20 protein-coding genes, 1 tRNA gene and 1 other RNA gene are annotated in these 17,951 nt (G+C 72.3%); 5 read left to right on the plus strand and 17 right to left on the minus strand.

Annotated features, from left to right (window positions below):
• Window positions 1-13 precede the first annotated feature (13 nt).
• A complete protein-coding gene (locus AB0873_RS05325; protein ID WP_366598530.1) occupies window positions 14-478 on the plus strand; it encodes a GNAT family N-acetyltransferase in 465 nt (154 codons plus the stop codon).
• A gap of 62 nt (window positions 479-540) precedes the next feature.
• Here AB0873_RS05325 and AB0873_RS05330 read toward each other — a convergent pair whose 3' ends face one another.
• From AB0873_RS05330 to AB0873_RS05340, 3 genes are all read right to left on the minus strand, one after another.
• Entirely contained in the window at window positions 541-1,605 is a 1,065-nt protein-coding gene (locus tag AB0873_RS05330; RefSeq protein WP_366598531.1) for a hypothetical protein, read from the minus strand.
• Window positions 1,606-1,681: 76 nt separating this feature from the next.
• Entirely contained in the window at window positions 1,682-2,335 is a 654-nt protein-coding gene (locus AB0873_RS05335; protein WP_366598532.1) for a response regulator transcription factor, read from the minus strand.
• Complete coding sequence (locus tag AB0873_RS05340; RefSeq protein ID WP_366598533.1) at window positions 2,332-3,576, minus strand: histidine kinase; 1,245 nt, start codon at window positions 3,574-3,576, stop codon at window positions 2,332-2,334. The genes AB0873_RS05335 and AB0873_RS05340 overlap by 4 nt, the downstream gene beginning before the upstream one ends.
• A 101-nt stretch (window positions 3,577-3,677) precedes the next feature.
• Between AB0873_RS05340 and mgrA the strand changes: the two genes are divergently transcribed.
• A complete protein-coding gene (mgrA, locus tag AB0873_RS05345; protein ID WP_155333908.1) occupies window positions 3,678-4,673 on the plus strand; it encodes an L-glyceraldehyde 3-phosphate reductase in 996 nt (331 codons plus the stop codon).
• A gap of 9 nt (window positions 4,674-4,682) precedes the next feature.
• Here the strand turns inward: mgrA and AB0873_RS05350 are convergent, their stop codons facing one another.
• Together AB0873_RS05350 and AB0873_RS05355 are read right to left on the minus strand one after the other, a co-directional pair.
• Window positions 4,683-5,639 carry a lytic polysaccharide monooxygenase gene (locus tag AB0873_RS05350; protein WP_366598534.1) on the minus strand — a complete coding sequence of 319 codons (957 nt, stop codon included), beginning with the start codon at window positions 5,637-5,639 and terminating at the stop codon, window positions 4,683-4,685.
• A gap of 55 nt (window positions 5,640-5,694) precedes the next feature.
• Window positions 5,695-5,859, minus strand: coding sequence for a hypothetical protein (locus AB0873_RS05355; RefSeq protein ID WP_366598535.1), 165 nt, complete (start codon window positions 5,857-5,859; stop codon window positions 5,695-5,697).
• Between the two features lie 84 nt (window positions 5,860-5,943).
• On the opposite strand from AB0873_RS05355, the gene AB0873_RS05360 reads away from it, so the two are divergent.
• The gene (locus AB0873_RS05360) at window positions 5,944-7,155 is read left to right on the plus strand and encodes a GAF domain-containing SpoIIE family protein phosphatase (RefSeq protein ID WP_366598536.1); all 1,212 of its coding nucleotides are present in this window, start codon (window positions 5,944-5,946) and stop codon (window positions 7,153-7,155) included.
• Between the two features lie 29 nt (window positions 7,156-7,184).
• Here AB0873_RS05360 and AB0873_RS05365 read toward each other — a convergent pair whose 3' ends face one another.
• The 4 genes from AB0873_RS05365 to AB0873_RS05380 all read right to left on the minus strand — a co-directional run bounded on the left by AB0873_RS05365 (window position 7,185) and on the right by AB0873_RS05380 (window position 9,032).
• Window positions 7,185-7,580, minus strand: coding sequence for a RidA family protein (locus tag AB0873_RS05365; protein ID WP_366598537.1), 396 nt, complete (start codon window positions 7,578-7,580; stop codon window positions 7,185-7,187).
• Window positions 7,577-8,158, minus strand: a complete 582-nt coding sequence (locus tag AB0873_RS05370) for a helix-turn-helix domain-containing protein (protein WP_366598539.1) — start codon at window positions 8,156-8,158, stop codon at window positions 7,577-7,579. Before AB0873_RS05370 ends, AB0873_RS05365 begins: the two co-directional genes overlap by 4 nt.
• A gap of 123 nt (window positions 8,159-8,281) precedes the next feature.
• Window positions 8,282-8,354 (minus strand) — tRNA-Ala (locus tag AB0873_RS05375).
• Between the two features lie 87 nt (window positions 8,355-8,441).
• Entirely contained in the window at window positions 8,442-9,032 is a 591-nt protein-coding gene (locus AB0873_RS05380; RefSeq protein WP_366598540.1) for a YqgE/AlgH family protein, read from the minus strand.
• A 171-nt stretch (window positions 9,033-9,203) separates the two neighbouring features.
• On the opposite strand from AB0873_RS05380, the gene AB0873_RS05385 reads away from it, so the two are divergent.
• Both AB0873_RS05385 and mdlC read left to right on the plus strand, forming a co-directional pair.
• The gene (locus AB0873_RS05385) at window positions 9,204-10,007 is read left to right on the plus strand and encodes an S-methyl-5'-thioadenosine phosphorylase (RefSeq protein WP_366598541.1); all 804 of its coding nucleotides are present in this window, start codon (window positions 9,204-9,206) and stop codon (window positions 10,005-10,007) included.
• Between the two features lie 53 nt (window positions 10,008-10,060).
• Complete coding sequence (gene mdlC, locus AB0873_RS05390) at window positions 10,061-11,656, plus strand: benzoylformate decarboxylase (protein ID WP_366598542.1); 1,596 nt, start codon at window positions 10,061-10,063, stop codon at window positions 11,654-11,656.
• Window positions 11,657-11,732: 76 nt separating this feature from the next.
• Here mdlC and AB0873_RS05395 read toward each other — a convergent pair whose 3' ends face one another.
• The 8 genes from AB0873_RS05395 to AB0873_RS05430 all read right to left on the minus strand — a co-directional run bounded on the left by AB0873_RS05395 (window position 11,733) and on the right by AB0873_RS05430 (window position 17,907).
• Complete coding sequence (locus AB0873_RS05395; protein ID WP_366598543.1) at window positions 11,733-12,677, minus strand: hypothetical protein; 945 nt, start codon at window positions 12,675-12,677, stop codon at window positions 11,733-11,735.
• A 100-nt stretch (window positions 12,678-12,777) separates the two neighbouring features.
• Entirely contained in the window at window positions 12,778-13,287 is a 510-nt protein-coding gene (locus AB0873_RS05400; protein ID WP_366598544.1) for a hypothetical protein, read from the minus strand.
• Between the two features lie 137 nt (window positions 13,288-13,424).
• Window positions 13,425-13,800: a transfer-messenger RNA gene (gene ssrA, locus AB0873_RS05405) on the minus strand.
• Window positions 13,801-13,906: 106 nt separating this feature from the next.
• Window positions 13,907-14,386 carry an SsrA-binding protein SmpB gene (gene smpB, locus AB0873_RS05410; protein ID WP_366598546.1) on the minus strand — a complete coding sequence of 160 codons (480 nt, stop codon included), beginning with the start codon at window positions 14,384-14,386 and terminating at the stop codon, window positions 13,907-13,909.
• Between the two features lie 131 nt (window positions 14,387-14,517).
• Window positions 14,518-15,393 carry a permease-like cell division protein FtsX gene (ftsX, locus tag AB0873_RS05415; protein WP_366598547.1) on the minus strand — a complete coding sequence of 292 codons (876 nt, stop codon included), beginning with the start codon at window positions 15,391-15,393 and terminating at the stop codon, window positions 14,518-14,520.
• A 58-nt stretch (window positions 15,394-15,451) separates the two neighbouring features.
• A complete protein-coding gene (gene ftsE, locus AB0873_RS05420; RefSeq protein ID WP_109802316.1) occupies window positions 15,452-16,132 on the minus strand; it encodes a cell division ATP-binding protein FtsE in 681 nt (226 codons plus the stop codon).
• A gap of 118 nt (window positions 16,133-16,250) precedes the next feature.
• On the minus strand, window positions 16,251-17,372 hold the full coding sequence (prfB, locus tag AB0873_RS05425; RefSeq protein ID WP_366598548.1) for a peptide chain release factor 2: 1,122 nt from the start codon (window positions 17,370-17,372) through the stop codon (window positions 16,251-16,253).
• Between the two features lie 19 nt (window positions 17,373-17,391).
• Window positions 17,392-17,907 carry a helix-turn-helix transcriptional regulator gene (locus AB0873_RS05430; RefSeq protein ID WP_366598549.1) on the minus strand — a complete coding sequence of 172 codons (516 nt, stop codon included), beginning with the start codon at window positions 17,905-17,907 and terminating at the stop codon, window positions 17,392-17,394.
• Window positions 17,908-17,951 lie beyond the last annotated feature (44 nt).

Genomic DNA, 17,951 nt, shown 5'->3' on the forward strand with positions numbered 1-17,951 from the left:
AAACGAGGGCAGCATGATCCGCACCGTCTCGGTGGACCGGGAGCCGTGGGAGTCGGCCGACGCCACCCGGCTGTGCGCCGCCCAGCGCGCCGAGCTGGACGCCCGCTACGGCAACGACGATCACGAGCCGGGCGAGCCGCCGACCGGCGAGACGGTCAGCGTCTTCCTGGTCGCCCGGGACGCCGACGGCACCGCGCTGGGCTGCGGCGGCCTGCGGTTCCTCGGCGACCGCGAGGCCGAGGTCAAGCGGATGTACGTCGACCCGTCCGCCCGTGGCACCGGCGTCGCGACGGCCATCCTGCGCGCCCTGGAGGACGCGGCCCGCGCGGCGGGCGTACGCACCCTGCTGCTGGAGACCGGCACCGCCCAGCCGGACGCGATGCGCTTCTACGAGCGCGAGGGCTACCGGCGCATCCCCAACTTCGGCGTCTACCAGGGCGAGCCGCTGTCCGTCTGCTACGCCCGAGACCTGCCCTGACCCTGCCGCCGCACCCCAGCGGTCCGGTCCCACCACGGCGGGACCGGACCGTCCGGGCATCGTCAGCCGCGCCCGCACGCTCGGCACGTCCCCCGCCGCCGCAGGTGGTACGCGTACGTGGCCGCGCCGAGCGCAACGCCCCACAGCGGCCAGAGCAGCATCGGCGCCGACGCCATGCTGAAGCTTCCGCCGAGCCGCCAGAAGTCCGGGGTGCTCAGCAGGCCGAGAGTGGCGGCGGTGACGGCGAGCGCGACGAGGGTCGCCGGGACCACGGCGAGCTTCACCGGCACCGGCCGGCCGGCAAGCCCCGGCAGCCAGCGCGGGAACCGCTCCCCCCAGCGCTGCACCAGCCCGAGGGTGAGGATCGCGCCGGCGGTCGCGAACGCGCCCAGCCCGGCACCGGCCCAGACCGCGCCGGTCTCCGTCAGCTCGTCGAGCATGTCCGGCGAGATGCCGAGCGGAACGCCGGCCGCCCAGGCGAACCGGGTCAGCGCGTACCCGAACGGGATGACCGCGGCGGTCCAGGCCGTCCAGCGGCCCCAGCGGGTCGCGGCCGCCGCCGTGGCCCAGCCCCGGTCGGTGCCGCCGCGGCCGCACGCCACGCAGGCGCCGGCGGTACGCCGCTGCCAGGCGAGCACCGCCCCGGCGAGCAGCACGCCGCCCGCCAGCGCGGCGATCCGCGCGAAGAGCGCCCAGGTGAAGACCTCGGAGTAGTCCACCGGCGGCCAGCCGAACGGCGCGCCGACGATCAGCATGGGCGCGTAGCCGAGGAGGACCAGCACCCGGGCGTCCGGCACCACGACGGCCAGCACGAAGGCGACCGCCCAGCCGTAGCTGAGCAGAACCGCCCGCAGGAAGCCGGCCGGACGGGCCGCGCCCGTCATGGTGAGCGCGGCCACCGCGGCGGTGAGCAGCAGCACGGCGAACAGCGGCGGCCCGGCCTCGGCGGGCACCAGCCGCAGCAGGTTGTTCTCGCTGCCGGTCGCGCCGAACGGGTAGCCGGCGCCGGTGATCGTGGCGACCAGGGCCAGGACGCCCCAGAGCCCTAGCCACCCGGCAGCGAGCGGGGCGAGCCGGTCGGGCCAGCGGGACGTCCGGGAGTGGATGGGTGCGGCAGTCGTCGTCATGTCCTCAGCCTCGGCCGGAGCGGCCCGGAAACCCTCCCGGCCGAGGGGGAACCCGCTCCCCCGCCCGGGGGAGCGATCAGCCGGCGGGGGTGACGAACCCCGACTCGTACGCGGCGATCACCGCCTGCGTACGGTCCCGTACCCCGAGCTTGGCCAGCACGTTCCCGACGTGTGTCTTCACCGTCTCCACACCGACCACCAGCCGGTCGGCGATCTCCGGGTTGGACAGTCCGGCGGCCATCAGCCGCAGCACCTCGGCCTCCCGATCGGTCAGCCGGGCGGCCGCGAGCCGGTCGGCGCCCCGGCTCCCGTACGCGCCGGCGAGCCGGCGGATCGCGGCCGGGAAGAGCAGGGACTCGCCCCGGGCCACCACCCGTACCGCCTCCACCACCTCCGCCGGCCGGGCGCGCTTGAGCAGGAACCCGCTCGCACCGGCGCGCAGCGCGTCGTAGACGTACTCGTCGTTGGCGAACGTGGTGATCACCAGCACCCGGGGCGGGTCGGCGGAGGCGGCGAGCAGCCGCCGGGTGGCCTGGATGCCGTCGATCTCCGGCATCCGTACGTCCATCAGCACCACCTGCGGGCGCAGCCGGGCGACCAGCGGCGGCACCGCCGAACCGTCCGCCGCCTCGCCAACCACCCGCAGGTCGGGCTGGGCGTCGAGGATGGCCCGCAGGCCGACGCGGACCAGCTCGTCGTCGTCGACGATCAGCACGCCGATGGGCGTCACCGGGTTCCCTCCAGCGGCAGTCGGGCCCGGATCCGCCACCGGTCGGCGTCCGGCCCGGCCGTCAGCCGGCCACCGAGCAGCAGCACCCGCTCCCGCATTCCGTCCAGCCCCCGGCCGCCCCGGCCGAGACCGGACCGGCGCACCGGGCCCAGCGCGTTGACCAGCTCCAGCTCCAGGGCGTCCGGCCCGGCGTCGACACGTACGGTCACCGGTCCCCGCCCGTACCGCGCCGCGTTGGTCAGCCCCTCCTGGACGATCCGGTACCCCTCCCGGGAGACCACCGCCGGCAGGTCGACCAGGTCGCCGCTGTGCCGCGCCTCGACCGGCAGCCCGGCCGCGCGGGTCTCCGCGAGGAGCCGGTCCAGGTCGGCGAGCGTACGCTGCGGCGCCGGCACGGCCGTACCGCCGCCGGTCTCCCGCAGCAGCCCCAGCACGTGGTCCAGGTCGTCCATGGCGGTCCGCCCCACCTCCTCAATCGCGGTGAGCGCCCGCCGGACGAACTCCGGGTCCCGGTCCAGCACCTGCCGGGCGGCCCCCGCCTGGAGCGTGGTCACGGTCAGCGCGTGTCCCACGGAGTCGTGCAGCTCCCGGGCCAGCCGGTTGCGCCCGGCCAGCCGGGCGGCGCGGGCCTCCAGCGCGGCGACGCGTTCCGACTCGGCCGGCCCCAGCAGCACCGGCGCCATCGACGCGGCGAGGGCCCCGAGCCCGGCCACGGCGTAGCCGAGAGCGACCAGTACGACGACGCCGGCGACGCTGAGCCACCCCGTGTTCCGCCCGTCGAACGGTCCGAACCGGTCGTCGGCGGTCAGTCCGGTGTCGAGGCCGGCCTGGTGTGCGATGAACGCCAGCGCCATCGGCACAGCACTGAACAGGGCCGCCACCACCAGGCCGCCGCTGACCAGATGCAGCGCGACCCAGAGCGCGGACCGGAGCCGGGTCTCCCGGTCGGTGCTGTGCCCGGGTGCGGGATCGGGCAGGTCGACGCCGAGCAGGGAGCGGGCCGCGGCGATCTCCAGGGCGCGCGGCCCGTCGAGGAACACCGGCACGGCGGCGATGCCGGCCGCCACGGCCAGGAGCGCCAGCACCAGCGCCCGGGGAACCGCCTGCTGCGTGAGCAGCTGCGCGAAGGTCACCGCCAGCAGCGCGTACGGCAGCGCCAGCACCCCACCGAGCAGCAGGAACACGCCACGCCGCCAGGTGCTGGCGGCCAGCAGCGGAGCGAGGACCGCGGGGGGTTTCACCGGCTCATTCTGCCGCCGACCCGCCACGCGGCGACTCCCCCACGTCGGGGAGGTCGGGCCCGGCGCAGCCCGTCCCGCCGGCCGGCGGCGCGAGTAGGCTCATGATCGTGACCTACCTCGCCGCCGATGAGCGCTACGACACGATGACCTACCGGCGCAGCGGGCGCAGCGGGCTGCGGCTGCCCGCGATCTCGCTCGGCCTGTGGCACAACTTCGGCCCGGACCGGCCGTACGAGCGGCAGCGGGACATCGTCCGGCGCGCCTTCGACCTCGGCGTCACCCACTTCGACCTGGCGAACAACTACGGCCCGCCGCCCGGCGCGGCCGAGGAGAACTTCGGCCGGATGCTCGCCACCGACCTGAAGCCGTACCGGGACGAACTGGTCGTCTCCAGCAAGGCGGGGTACCTGATGTGGCCCGGCCCGTACGGCGAGTGGGGCTCCCGCAAGTACCTGATCTCGTCGCTGGACCAGTCGCTGCGCCGGCTCGGCCTCGACTACGTGGACATCTTCTACTCGCACCGGTTCGACCCGGACACCCCGCTGGAGGAGACGATGGGCGCGCTCGACGCCGTCGTGCGCTCCGGCAAGGCGCTCCACGTCGGTGTCTCCAACTACGACTCGGAGCAGACCGAGCGGGCCGCCGCGATCCTGCGCGACCTCGGCACGCCGCTTCTGATCAACCAGCCGTCGTACTCGATGCTCAACCGGTGGACGGAGGCCGACGGCCTGCTCGACACGCTGGAGCGGGTCGGTGCCGGCTGCATCGCCTACAGCCCGCTCGCCCAGGGCCTGCTCACCGACCGCTACCTGGGCGGCATCCCGGAGGACTCCCGGGTCCGCACCAGCATCTTCCTGGACGAGAGCGACGTGAGCGAGAAGCACCTGGTGCAGGTCCGGGCGCTCGGCGCGATCGCCGAGCGGCGCGGCCAGTCCCTCGCGCAGCTCGCCCTCGCCTGGGCCCTGCGGGACCCGCGCATGACCAGCCTCATCATCGGCGCGAGCAGCGTCCCGCAGTTGGAGGCGAACATCGGCGCCCTGGCCAACCTCGACTTCACCGCCGAGGAGCTGGCCGAGATCGAGGGCCACCTCGCCTAGGGCGCAGGCTCACCATTCCCGTCGCCGGCCGGCCCGGTGGTTGCGTACCTCGCACCGCCGGCCGACCGGGACGGCGCCCGCGCGGCGCAGGCGCGCCGCGACCACCACGGCCAGCAGCAGCGTCAGGGCCGCGCCGGCGCCGCCGACCACCGGCCAGCCGGCGCGGTCCAGGTCCGTCACCGACGCCACCGGCACGCCGTCGGTCACGCTCTCCGATGAGGTACGCGCACCCGCGGGCCCTCCGCCTCCGGCGGCTACCGGGCCCGCCTTCGTGGCGCCCTCCGCCACCGGAACCTCGGCGGCCGGCGACGGCGACCCGCCGGGCCCGCCCAGGCCGGCTCTCCCGGCGGGCTCCTTGAACACCACGTCGGAGCAGGAGTAGTAGGTGTCCCGCGAGTCGGAGTTCTGCCACACCGTGTAGATCAGGTGCCGCCCGGTCCGCTGCGGCAACCGCCCCGCGAACTGGTACGCCCCGTCCCGCAGTGGCGGGTCGGTCACCCGGACGAACGGCGTCCGCTCCAGGTCCGCCCAGCGCAGCCGCTTCGACGGGTCGTAGTCCGCCCGGGTCAGGTAGAGCCGGAAGGTGCCCTCGTGCGGGATGGTCGCCCGGTACCGGAAGGTGAACCGCGCACCGGCGGTCAGCTCCGTCGCCGGCCAGTCGTCCCGGGCCAGGTCCAGTCCCCGGTACGCGGACAGTCCACCGCTGCACAGCTCGCCGTCCGGGATGCGCTCCCGGTCCTTCCCGTCGACCCCGAAGACGCGGATGTTGTCCCACTCCCGCAGCGCCGCGCCGGCGGCGATGGCCGCCCGGCAGGCCGGACCGTCCGCCTGCCCACCTTCGGGGCCGCAGGCCGCGGCGCGGCTCAGCGGGCTGGTCGGCGCGCCGTGCGCGTGGGCCGGCGTGCCGACGACCGGTACGGCGGCCACCGCGGCCAGCGCCGCGGCGACGACTCGGCGTACGGGCATGGCGTCCACCTCCCGCACACTGGTACGGGCGCGATCGCCGAAGAGTTCGACGGGGTCAGCGATCGCCGTACCGCAGGAACTTGACGCGCTCGACCTGGATCTCCGTCGCGTCGGGCTGCGACTCGATCAGCTCGACGACCTCCGCCACGAACTCGTCGAGCGGCATGGCGAACTCGCTGTGCTCCTGACCGGGCAGCAGCGACGTCGCTTCCCGACGCACGGCGGAGCCCGCTTTCCTGGCCGTGGCCGATATCCCCAGGTCCGGTAGGAGCGGAAGTTGCTCCTGCGCAACTAGGATCCGGGGGTGGTCCCGGTTGACGTGGTCGGAGATGAGCAGTGGTTGCGCCGCATCGAGGCGGTCACCGACGCAACCCTGTCCCGGCTCGACGTCGCCGACCTCTTCGACGAGCTGCTCGACCGCGTACGCGACCTGCTCCGGGTCGACACCGCCGCCATCCTTCTGCTCGACGTACGCGCTCAGCAGCTCGTGGCCACCGCGGCGAGAGGCCTGGAGGAGGAGGTCCGCCAGGGTTTCCGCGTGTCGATCGGTCGGGGGTTCGCCGGCCAGGTCGCCCTCACCAGGCAGCCGGTGATCCTCCAGGAGGTGACCTCGGCGAACGTGGTCAACCCGGTCCTGTTGCAGACCGGCGTCCGGTCCCTCCTCGGCGTGCCGATCACCGCACGCGGGGACCTGGTCGGCGTCCTGCACGTCGGCACCCTCACGCCCCGCCGGTTCACCCCCGACGACGTCCGCCTCCTGGAACTCGTCGCCGACCGGGTCAGCCTCGCCAGCCGGGCCCGCGCGAACACCCTGGATCAGACGGCGGCCCTGGCCCTGCAACGCAGCCTCATCCCCACCGACCTGCCCGAGGTGCCGGGGCTGGAGATGGCGGGCCGGTACATCCCCGGCCACGCCTCCGGCGTCGGTGGGGACTGGTACGACGTCTTCACCCTGCCCTCCGGCTGGTCGGGGGTGGTCGTCGGGGACGTGTCGGGCCACGGGCTGCAGTCGGCGGTGGTCATGGGCCGGGTCCGCAGTGCACTGCGCGCGTACGCCCTGATCTGCGACGACCCGGCGGAGGCGCTGACCCTCCTCGACCGTAAGGTGGTCCACTTCGAGGCCGGCAGCCTGACCACCGCGCTGTACGCGATGATCTCCCCGGACAACGCCACGATGCACCTGTCCCTGGCCGGGCACCCCCGGCCCGTGATGGCCGCGCCGGACCAGCCGAACACCGTCCTGCCCGCGCGCGTCGACCCTCCCCTCGGCACCGGCCGCCGGCGCCCGCAGCGGCACACCACGACGGTCGACGTCCCACGCGGCGCGGTCCTGGTCGCCTACACCGACGGGCTCATCGAGCGCCGCGGTGAGCTGTTCGACACCGGGCTCGCCCGCCTGACGGAAGCCGTACCGCTGGCTCCCGTCGGCACCGTCGCCACGACCATCATGGCGACCCTCGACGCCGAGCGCCCGGCCGACGACATCGCTCTGCTGGCCATCCGCCGGCTCACGTGAGCGGACGCCCGGTCCCCGAAGGGCTCGACTCAACCGTCGAAGGCGACCGCCTCGATCTCCAGCAGCCAGTCCTCGCTGTAGATGTCGGTGATGATGATGGTCAGTGCCGGTTTGTGCTCGCCGAGGATTTCGGCGCGGATCCGGCCGTTCGCCTCGCGGTACTTCCGGTCAGAAAGATAGATTGTCACCTTGGCCAGATTCCGCACGACCATGCCGGCTTCGGCCAGCACCGCGAGCACGTTGCGCCAGGTGAGCCGGCATTGGCTCTCGAAGTCCTCCGGGATGTTCCCCTCTTCCGCCCAAGGCACCTGGCCGCTGACGAAGAGCATGCGTCGAGCGCCGGTGACCACGGTGCCGTGCGTGTAGTTGCCGGTCGCTTCGGGCAGGATCGCCGGGTTGAGCTGTTGAATGTCGAAGGTGCTCACGTGTCCTCCAGCGCCGAACGGTGGTGGTCGATGGTGACGTGCATGGCGGTGTAGTAGACGCACTCGATGTCTCCGGGATTGGCGAAGGCGTGGGTGCAGTCGCCCGCGTAGTAGAGGGCATCGCCTGCGTCGAGGGTGTGGGGGACGCCGTTGAGGGTCACAGTGAGGTGCCCCACCTCGACCGCGACGTACTCACGGGAGCCGGGTGCGTGGGCCGCGAACGTTCCGACCACCACGCCAGCCGGGACGGTGGTACGGATGAACTCGAACTCGACGCCGGGCAGGTTGGGGGAGAGAATTCGCCGCTGCCAGCCATCGGCGTCGGCGATGACCGGCTGGTCATCGTGTCGGAGGGTGATCACCCGCTCGGGCTGGTCCTCGCCGAGCAGGCGGGAGACGGTGACGCCGAGCGCGGTGGCGACCCGGGCAAGAACCAGTACGGTGGGCGACTTCGCGCCGCGCTCGATGTCGGAGATCGTGCTCCGACTGACGCCGCTGATGGTGGCCAGCGCGTCGAGGCTGAGTCTCCGTCGTTGACGCTGGCTGCGCAGTCGCAAGCCGAGTCCGTCGAGATCCACCCGACGACAATAGCGGAATTTTTCCGCTGAAGCGGAGGGGTCCGGCTCGGGGAAGGTACCAGGCCAGAAACCAGAAAACGCCCTGATGGGGATCGGATCCCTCACCAAGGCGTTTCTCACGGGTGGAGCCGAGGGGACTCGAACCCCTGACCCCCACACTGCCAGTGTGGTGCGCTACCAGCTGCGCCACGGCCCCGTGGTGTCGTCCCGGTCGCCCGGGCACGGGAGAACTATACACACGTCATCCGGCATGGTCACATCGCGGGGGTCCGACCACGCGGGGTCAGTTGAGCGCCACGTCCGGCGGAAAGTGGGCCACCGCCGCCATCATGCCGCCCTGCCGCCGCAGCACCATCGGCCACAGGTCGTCGGGACGGTCGACGAAGGCGTCGCCGGGCAGCGCGTCCAGCACGAACCAGGAGCCCTCCTCGATCTCCTGCTCCACCTGACCGGAACCCCAGCCGGAGTAGCCCGCGAAGACCCGGATCCCGCCGACGCTCTCCCGCAGCCGGTCCGGGTCGGCCGACAGGTCGAGGGTGCCGACCGCGCCGGAGACCTGGTGGAAACCCTTGACCCGCTTGATCGGCTGGCGCATCCGGGCGAGGCAGATCGCCGAGTCCGGCTGCACCGGGCCGCCCTCGAAGAGCACCGCCGGGTGCCCGGCCAGCTCGCCCCAGTCGCCGAGCACGTCCGCCACCGGCACCTCGGTGGCCCGGTTGAGGACGACCCCCAAGGCGCCGCCGGGCTCGTGGGCGACCAACAGCACGACCGTACGGTCGAAGTTCGGATCCTTCAGGGTCGGTGTCGCGACCAGCAGCCGCCCGGCCATCGACTCCGTCGCCCGCCCGCCGATCGCCTGCCCCTCTCCCTGCATGCCGGACACCCGTCAGACCGACCACGCCGGTGCGGTCGGGGGCACCGGTGTCAGCCGCGCCGTCAGCGCCTCCGCAACAAGCCCTAACACCATGCCTGGCACCATAGCCTGCACCCGGGCCGGTGGCTAAGGTCTGACCGTCGGGTGATCGACAGACATGAGGGAGGACCGATGGGTGCCACTGCGGAACTGGCGGTGATCGGCGGCTCGGGCCTCTACGCCCTGCTCGACAACGCCACCGAGCACCGGGTCGACACTCCGTTCGGGCCGCCCTCGGACCCGGTCACCATCGCCGACCTGGGCGGCCGGCGGGTGGCGTTCCTGCCCCGGCACGGCCGGGACCACCGGCACCCGCCGCACAAGATCCCCTACCGGGCGAACCTGTGGGCGCTGCGCTCGCTCGGCGTCCGCCAGGTGCTCGCCCCGTGCGCGGTCGGCGGTCTGCTCCCCGAGCTGGGTCCGGGCACGTTCGTGGTGCCGGACCAGCTGATCGACCGCACCAGCGGTCGGGTGCAGACCTACTACGACCGGGGCGCCGTGCACGTCTCCTTCGCCGACCCGTACTGCCCGGTCGGCCGCCGTACGCTGCTCGCCGCCGCGCAGCGACGGGACGTGCCGGCGGTGGACGGCGGGACGGTGGTGGTGGTGGAGGGTCCACGCTTCTCCACCCGCGCCGAGTCACGCTGGTTCGCGTCGATCGGCGGGACGGTGGTCAACATGACCGGTCACCCCGAGGCGGTGCTGGCCCGGGAACTGGCCCTCTGCTACTCGTCGATCGCGCTGGTCACCGACCACGACGCGGGGGTGGCGGGCGGCGGCTCGGTGACGCAGGAGGAGGTGTTCCGCGTCTTCGGCGAGAACACCGACCGGCTGCGCGGGTTGCTGCTGGAGGCGGTACGGGCGCTGCCGGCCGAGCGGGACTGCGACTGCGGCCGGGCGCTGGACGGCATCAAACTGCCGTTCGCACTGCCGTAACGGCTGACCGAAACAACCCTTCCCACCCGGCCCGCCCCGATACCTTAGGTGCGATGGCCACGGTCCGCGACACCACCTACGACCTGCTGCGCGACCTCGGCATGACGACCGTGTTCGGCAATCCCGGTTCGACCGAGGAGCCGTTCCTCGCCGCCTTCCCGGACGACTTCCAGTACGTCCTCGCTCTACAAGAGGCGTCGGCGGTCGGCATGGCCGACGGGTACGCGCAGGTCACCGGCCGCCCGGCGCACGTCAACCTGCACACCGCGCCGGGAACCGGCAACGCCATGGGCAACCTGGTGACCGCCTGGCACAACCGGGCCCCGCTGATCGTCACCGCCGGCCAGCAGACCCGGGAGATGCTGCTCATCGAGCCTCGGCTGACGAACCGCCGCGCCACCGAGCTGCCCCAGCCGTACGTCAAGTGGAGCCACGAGCCGGTGCGGGCGCAGGACGTCCCGGCGGCGCTCATGCGGGCGTACGCCACCGCCGTGCAGCCTCCGGCCGGGCCGGTGTTCCTGTCGCTGCCGCTGGACGACTGGGGTCAGCCCGCCGACCCGTACCGGCCGCCGCGTACGGTTTCCACCCGCATCGCGCCGGACCCGTACCGGCTGGGCGAGTTCGCCGCGGTGCTGGCCGCCAGCCGCGCGCCGGCGCTCGTGTTCGGGGCCGGGGTGGACCGGGCCGGCGCCTGGCCGGCGGCCGTCGCGCTCGCCGAGCGGCTCGGCGCCCCGGTGTGGACGGCGCCCGCCCCGGAGCGGGCGACCTTCCCCGAGGACCACCCGCACTTCCAGGGCGTGCTGCCGTACGCGATCGCGCCACTGGCCGAGAAGCTGCGGACCCACGACACCGTGCTCGTCGTGGGCGCACCCGTGTTCCGCTACTACCCGCACGTCCCCGGCGACCACCTGCCCGAGGGGGTTCGCCTGCTGCACGTCACCGACGACCCGGACGAGGCCGCCCGGGCCCCGGTCGGCGACAGCCTGCTGGGGGACGCCGGCCTGACCCTGGCCGATCTGTTGGACCTGCTCCCGCCGGGTGACCGCCCGCCGCCCCCGCCCCGGCCCGCGCCGGCTCCGCCCGAGGACGGGACGCCGCTCAGTCCGGACGCGCTGTTCGCCGCGTTGGCCGGGCACTGGCCGGCCGACGGGATCCTGGTGCAGGAGTCGCCGTCGAACCTGTCCGCCCTGCGCCGCCGGCTGCCGATCACCCGGCCGGCGTCGTACTTCACCATGGCCAGCGGCGGGCTCGGTTACGGGCTCCCGGCGGCGGTGGGGGTCACCCTGGCGCAGCGGGACACCGGCCGGGCCCGGCCGGTGGTCGCGGTGATCGGTGACGGGTCGTTCCACTACTCCATACAGGCGCTGTGGACCGCCGCGCAGCTGCGCCTGCCGCTCGTCGTCGTGGTTCCGGTCAACCAGCAGTACGCGATCCTCAAGGCGTTCGCCGACTTCAAGCAGACGCCCGGGGTACCCGGCCTCGACCTGCCCGGCCTCGACATCGCCGCCCTGGCCCGGGGCTACGGCTGCGCGACGGCGACCGTCGAGACGCCGGACCAGCTCGGCGAGGCGCTGGCCGCCGGCCTGCGGGCGGACCGCCCCACGGTGCTGCCGGTGCCGATCCGCACCGAGATACCCGGGCTGCTCTGAGCCGCTCCGGCCCCGGGGTTCCGGAGAGCCGGGCGCACCCGGTGAGCGGTGGTGGCGCGGGGCGGTCCGCGCCGCGTCAGCCGGTGGTGATTCGCAGCGGCGCGCCGGTGAGCACGTCGAGCACGGGCCGCTCCCCCAGCGGCGTGGCCAACCGGACAGTCACCGGCTCCAGCACGAGTTGGTCGGTGCAGACGCCGGTGGACCGGATCACACCGCCGCCGACCACCACCACGTCGTCACGTTCGAGCACCAGCGGGGTCGTACCGGTGTCGCAGGCGCCGAGCCCCAGCCGCACGGTCAGCGTGGCGCCGTCCACCGCGCGCAGGTCCTGGGCGCCGACCACCCCCTCCGGGGCGGGCGCCGGCGGGAGGGTCGGCTGCGGCACCGTGCCGACGGCGGCCGGGGCGACCGCGAGCCGGGCCACCCGGGCGGTCAACTCGTCGACGGTGAACAGCCACGCCGGCACCTGCGCCTCGCCACGGCTGGTGCGGACCGGCACGGCGCCCAGTTCCACCGCGGTCACGGTCAGCGGGACGCACGCGGTCTGCGGGGCGCTGCTCACCGCGCCGTCCGGCCCACCCGGTGTCGCCGGGGGCGGCGTGCCGGGATCCTTCGGGCGCCCGTCGCAGGGTGGCGGGTCCCCCTGGTCGAGCTGCCGGTACGCCTCGGCGGCGGCGACCAGCGGCACGCTGAGCGTGCCGTCCGGGAACCGGATCGTGCCGTCGGCGGGCCGGGCGGTCGGCAGTGGAATCTGGTCCCGGTACCACCCCGCCCGGAAGGCGGTTTCGGTGTCGGGGCTGAAGCCGGGCTTCCCGACCAGCACGGTGGGCTCCTGGAGCGGCACGTACCCGCTCTTCCACCGCGGGTCGGGCCGCCACGCCTCGGCGACCTGGGCGGCCCGCTCGTCGAACGCCGGCCACGTGTCGCGCGAGGGCAGGGCGACGTCCGACTCGGAGCCGGCCGGCGCGCAGCCCGCGGCGACCAGCAGGGACAGGCTCAGCAAGGTGACCATTCGACGCATACCCGCTTGGACGCGACAACGCATGCGCCGGTTCCGTCACCACTTGTTCGCCTCGGCGATGCGGGGTGCGCCCGGCGAGTACCCCCGCACCGCCGGGAGATCAGTCCTCGCCGCCGAGATCCGTCTGGTACGCCTGCCAGAGCAGGTCCGCGCCGCGCTGCCGGTGCCGCGCGAGCGCCCACACCAGGTGCTCGGTGGCGCGGCGGAGTTCCTCGGCGGCGACGCCCGGACGCTCGGCGGCCTGCCGCAGCGCGTCGAGGGCGGCGACGATGACGCTGTGCTCCCGCACCAGGCGCGTTACGCCGTGCTGCAGCCGGGGTGCGTGGTGGAGCAGTTCCGCGTACCTGCCGGCGGGGCCCTCGGTGAGCCGGACGTGCTCGGCGAACTCCTGTCGCACCGGTCCGAGGCGGCGCAGGAGCCGCTCCCGCCAGTACGGCTCGGTGTCGAGCGCCCGACTCAACGCATGGGGGCCGGGAAGCAGGTTGGCCCGGGGTCGGCGGGCCGGTGTGGGCCGGGCCGACGTGGGGGCGACGGACGGTTGCTGGATCGGACCGGTGACCATGGGCACCTCCCCGCGCTGCTGACCGCGTACGCCGATGGTGAACCTCACCGGCCGGCCTGTCCAGGGCCGGCGCCCGCCACAGTCACCCCATCCGTCCCACCGGCACCGGCGGTCACATCGTCCCGGCGAAGGGCCCGGAGACGACTGTGCGCCCCGGTCCGGTGGACCGGGGCGCACAGGTCAGGTGGTGGAGGTGCCGGGAATCGAACCCGGGTCCTTCGCCGCCTTGTCAGGGCTTCTCCGAGCGCAGCTCGCTGTGCCTCTACTCGGCCCCTCCGATCACGCGAGCGAGTCGGTGTGACGGGCCCAGTCGCTGATTGATCTCGCCGCACGGACCCCGCGACCGGGTCCGATTGGCCAGCCTTCTAGCTGATGCCGGCTAACTGGGTCGAAGGCGCTCCCAGGCCGACAGACTCGCTACTCGCCTCAGGCGGCGAGAGCGAAGTCAGCGCGATTGTTCTTGGCGCTTATTGGTTTCCGACGACCGATTCACGAGACGACGTCGGCTTCCTCGGCTCGCTTCCCCTGCCGCAACGTACGAAGTCGAAACCAGTCACCCCCTCGACAGGCCGCCCCTTTCGGCGGCACCGTCAAGCCTAACGCCTGCCGCAACGGGTTTCATCCCGAGCCCCCGGGACGGCGCGCCGGCCCGGACAAGGCAGACAAATCAGTCATCCATCCCCTTGCCGCGCCGGCCGGCGACCCGGGCGATCTCCCGGTCCGCGTCCCGCTTGGCGAGGTCCTGCCGCTTGTCGTACGCCTTCTTGCCCTTGGCCAGGCCGATTTCGACCTTGGCCCAGCCGTCCGAGAAGTAGACCTGCAACGGCACCAGCGTGAGCCCGCTCTCCCGGGTCTTGCCGATCAGCCGGTCGATCTCCAGCCGCTTGAGCAGCAGCTTGCGGGTACGCCGGGGCTCGTGGTTGGTCCACGTCCCCTGCGTGTACTCCGGGATGTGCATCCCGTGCAGGTACAGCTCGCCGTTGCGCTCCTGAGCGAACGCGTCGACCAGCGACGCCCGCCCGGCCCGCAGCGACTTGACCTCGGTGCCGGTCAACGCCATCCCCGCCTCGTACGTGTCGAGGATCGAGTAGTCGTGCCGGGCCTTGCGGTTGGAGGCGACGACCTTCCGTCCCTTTTCCCGTGGCATTCGGCGCCACCTCCCTTCCTGGTCGCTCCCCGGGTCGGCCGTAGAGCGGAGATCATGCTACCCGAACAACAAGAGCCCTTCCGCGCCGTTTATTCCGGCACGGAAGGGCCCTCGGAGGCACCGTACGGCGACTAGACCCGCAGGTAGAAGCGGAGGGTGACCCAGGCGGTGACCGCGCTGATCAAGCCGCCGACGGCAGCCATCGCCGGGAAGGTCAGGAAGACCTCGCCCCAGCTGACCGGCGCGAAGAGGCCCTGGAGCGCGCTGAGCGCGCCGTCGAAGAGGAAGATCTTCAGGCCGATGAGGGCGCCGAGGGCGAGCACCGAACCGATCAGACCGGCGACCACGGCCTCCAGGACGAACGGTGCCTGGATGAACCAGTTCGAGGCACCGACGAGCTTCATGACCGCGACCTCACGCCGCTTGCTGTACGCGGCGACCTGGATCGTGTTGGCGACCAGGAGCAGTGCGGCGACGGCCATCGCGATCGCCGCGAAGAGGGCGATGTTCTGGCCGGCGGTGAACAGGTTGAAGATCTTGTCCAGCACGCGGCTCTGGTCGACGACCTGGTCGACGCCCTCGACGTTGGTGTACTGGTCGCTGACCGCCGTGTACTGCTGCGGGTCGACCAGCTTGAGCCGGTACGACTCGGGCAGCACGTCGGGCTTGACGGCGCTCAGCAGGTCGGGCGAATCGCGGAACATCTCCTGGAAGCGCTTGTACGCCTCGTCCTTGGTGACGAGGGTGACCTCCTGGACCAGCGGGTCGGCGTCGAGCTTGGCCTGGATGTCCGCCTTCTGCTGATCGGTCACCTCGTTGTCGAGGAAGATGGAGACCTCGATCTTCTCGAAGTACAGCTCCTTCATGTCGGCGACCTTGGTGTAGATAAGACCGCTGGCACCGAGCATGGTCAGCGAGACCGCCATCGTGATGATCATCGCGATGGTCATGGTCACGTTGCGCCACAGTCCGACCAGTACCTCGGACAGGACGTATTTCACGCGCATCGGGGATTCCTCCGGGTCTCCGGCATGTCTTCGTCGTCAGGCGGGGTGGAGCGCCGGCTCACCCGTAGACGCCGCGGGCCTGGTCACGCACGATCCGGCCGCTCTCGATCTCGACGACCCGGCGGCGCATCTGGTTCACGATGTTGGAGTCGTGGGTGACCATGACCACGGTCGTGCCGGTGCGGTTGATCCGGTCCAACAGGCGCATGATCTCGATCGAGGTGTCGGGGTCGAGGTTCCCCGTCGGCTCGTCCGCCAGCAGGATCAGCGGACGGTTCACGAACGCCCGGGCGACGGCCACCCGCTGCTGCTCACCACCGGAGAGCTCATGCGGGTACCGGTGCTCCTTGCCACCGAGCCCGACCAGCTCCAGCACCTCGGGCACGACCCGGCGGGCGACCGCCTTGGTCTTGCCGATCACCTCGAGGGCGAACGCCACGTTCTCGTACGCGGTGCGGTTCGGCAGGAGACGGAAGTCCTGGAAGACGCAGCCGATCGAGCGCCGGAAGTGCGGTCGCTTCCAGGAGCGCATCGACGTCACGTCCTTGCCGTTCACGACGACCCGACCCTTGTTGGGGCTGACCTCGTGGAGCAGCATCTTGATGATCGTGGACTTGCCGGAGCCGGATGGGCCGATGAAGAAGACGAACTCGCCCTTCTCGATCGAGACGGACACGTTGTCGAGCGAAGGCCGGGACGCCTTCGGGTACGTCTTCGTCACTTGCTCAAGCTGAATCACGGGTGGTGAGTCTACGCGGTGTAACCGGAGAGCCAAGTCCCACGCCCCACGGTTGCGGGACGAGTCATCGATTAACTGGGGATCGTGGACATCGACGACGCGCTGCGCCCACGATCGGTCACGCGCTGTCGCCGGCGAGCTGCTGCTGCTTGCGCCAGCGGATGCCCGCCTCGATGAAGGCGTCCAGTTCGCCGTCGAACACCGACGACGGGTTGCCGGTCTCCTGCTCGGTTCGGAGATCCTTCACCATCTGATACGGGTGCAGGACGTACGAGCGCATCTGGTCGCCCCAGGAGCCGGCGGCGTCCGTCTTCAGGCCCTGGAGCTTGGCCTGCTCCTCCTGGCGCTTCCGCTCCAGCAGCCGGGCCTGGAGGACGCGCAGCGCGGACGCCTTGTTCTGAAGTTGGGACTTCTCGTTCTGGCAGGTGACCACGATGCCGGTCGGGATGTGGGTGATCCGGACCGCCGAGTCGGTCGTGTTGACGCTCTGCCCGCCCGGGCCGGACGACCGGTACACGTCGATCCGCATCTCGTTCTCGGGGATGTCGATGTGGTCGGTCTGCTCCACCACCGGCAGCACCTCGACGCCGGCGAAGCTGGTCTGCCGGCGGCCCTGGTTGTCGAACGGGCTGATCCGGACCAGCCGGTGGGTACCCGACTCCACGCTGAGCGTCCCGTACGCGTACGGCACCTTGACCGTGAAGGTGGCCGACTTGAGGCCCGCCTCCTCGGCGTACGAGGTCTCGTAGACCTCGGTCGGGTAGCCGTGCCGCTCGGCCCAGCGCAGGTACATGCGGAGCAGCATCTCGGCGAAGTCCGCCGCGTCCACGCCACCGGCGCCGGCCCGGATGGCGACCAGCGCCTCCCGGGAGTCGTACTCGCCCGAGAGGAGGGTGCGGACCTCCATCTCCTCGATGGCCTTGGACAGCCCGGTGATCTCCGACTCGACCTCGGAGAGGACACCCGGGTCGGACTCGGCCTCGGCCAGCTCCAGCAGCACCTGGGCGTCGTCGAGGCGGGAGCGGAGGCCGGAGAGCTTGCTGATCTCGCCGTTGACGTACGACAACTGGGAGGTGACCTCCTGTGCCTTGGCCTGGTCGTCCCACAGGTCGGGGGCGGAGGCCTCCTCCTCCAAGCGAGCCTTGTCCGCCCGCAGCTTGTCGATGTCGAGCACCGACTCGATGTTGCGCAGGGTGGCGTCGAGGGCCTTGAGCTGTTCGGCGTAGTCGGCAGCGGTCACGACAGACAAGCGTACTGCGTCACCCGACCGGGGCGGACTTCAGCCAGGAGAGCGCGGCCTTGTGGTAGGCGACGGCGAACTCCAGCGCGCTGGCGTCGTACGGGTCGCCTTCCTTCTTCGCGCTCTTGACCTGCTCCCGGACCCGCGCCAGGGCTTCGGTGTGGTACTCGTTCGCGGCGGCCTGGAGGCTCTTGAGCTGGCTGGCCGAATGCAGGTTGCCGAAGGCGATCCGCAGGGCGATCGGGTTGCGGATGGTGTCCCGGCCCGGGTCCTCCGCCAGCCACTTGGAGAACGTCCGCTTGCCGGACGCCGTGATCGCGTACGGCTGACTCATCCGCGGCCCCGGCTTGCCCAGCCGGACCAGTCCCTTCTCGGCCAGGACGGGCAGTTCGCGGTAGACCTGGCTGCGGGTCATCGACCAGTACGGCGCCAGCCGGCGCTCGGCGGCGGCCATCAACTGGCCACCTGTCATGGGGCCCTCATGGAGCAGCCCGAGCAGGGCCGCCGCCGTGGGGTTGACTCCGGAATCCGCCATGCCCCTCACGCTGCCACTTTGCCGACGTGGCGTCCAGGATTTCA

The organism is Micromonospora sp. NPDC047707 (genome assembly GCF_040704235.1).
Classification (GTDB): domain Bacteria; phylum Actinomycetota; class Actinomycetes; order Mycobacteriales; family Micromonosporaceae; genus Micromonospora.

What these genes read in the sequence shown, in the direction of transcription:
- AB0873_RS05430 (WP_366598549.1), bottom strand. Translation starts at nt 17,907, where the DNA reads ATGGCGGATTCCGGAGTCAACCCCACGGCGGCGGCCCTGCTCGGGCTG.
- AB0873_RS05350 (WP_366598534.1), bottom strand. Translation starts at nt 5,639, where the DNA reads ATGCCCGTACGCCGAGTCGTCGCCGCGGCGCTGGCCGCGGTGGCCGCC.
- ftsX (WP_366598547.1), bottom strand. Translation starts at nt 15,393, where the DNA reads ATGCGCGTGAAATACGTCCTGTCCGAGGTACTGGTCGGACTGTGGCGC.
- AB0873_RS05380 (WP_366598540.1), bottom strand. Translation starts at nt 9,032, where the DNA reads ATGCAGGGAGAGGGGCAGGCGATCGGCGGGCGGGCGACGGAGTCGATG.
- AB0873_RS05385 (WP_366598541.1), top strand. Translation starts at nt 9,204, where the DNA reads ATGGGTGCCACTGCGGAACTGGCGGTGATCGGCGGCTCGGGCCTCTAC.
- smpB (WP_366598546.1), bottom strand. Translation starts at nt 14,386, where the DNA reads ATGCCACGGGAAAAGGGACGGAAGGTCGTCGCCTCCAACCGCAAGGCC.
- AB0873_RS05395 (WP_366598543.1), bottom strand. Translation starts at nt 12,677, where the DNA reads ATGCGTCGAATGGTCACCTTGCTGAGCCTGTCCCTGCTGGTCGCCGCG.
- mdlC (WP_366598542.1), top strand. Translation starts at nt 10,061, where the DNA reads ATGGCCACGGTCCGCGACACCACCTACGACCTGCTGCGCGACCTCGGC.
- mgrA (WP_155333908.1), top strand. Translation starts at nt 3,678, where the DNA reads ATGATCGTGACCTACCTCGCCGCCGATGAGCGCTACGACACGATGACC.
- AB0873_RS05330 (WP_366598531.1), bottom strand. Translation starts at nt 1,605, where the DNA reads ATGACGACGACTGCCGCACCCATCCACTCCCGGACGTCCCGCTGGCCC.
- AB0873_RS05325 (WP_366598530.1), top strand. Translation starts at nt 14, where the DNA reads ATGATCCGCACCGTCTCGGTGGACCGGGAGCCGTGGGAGTCGGCCGAC.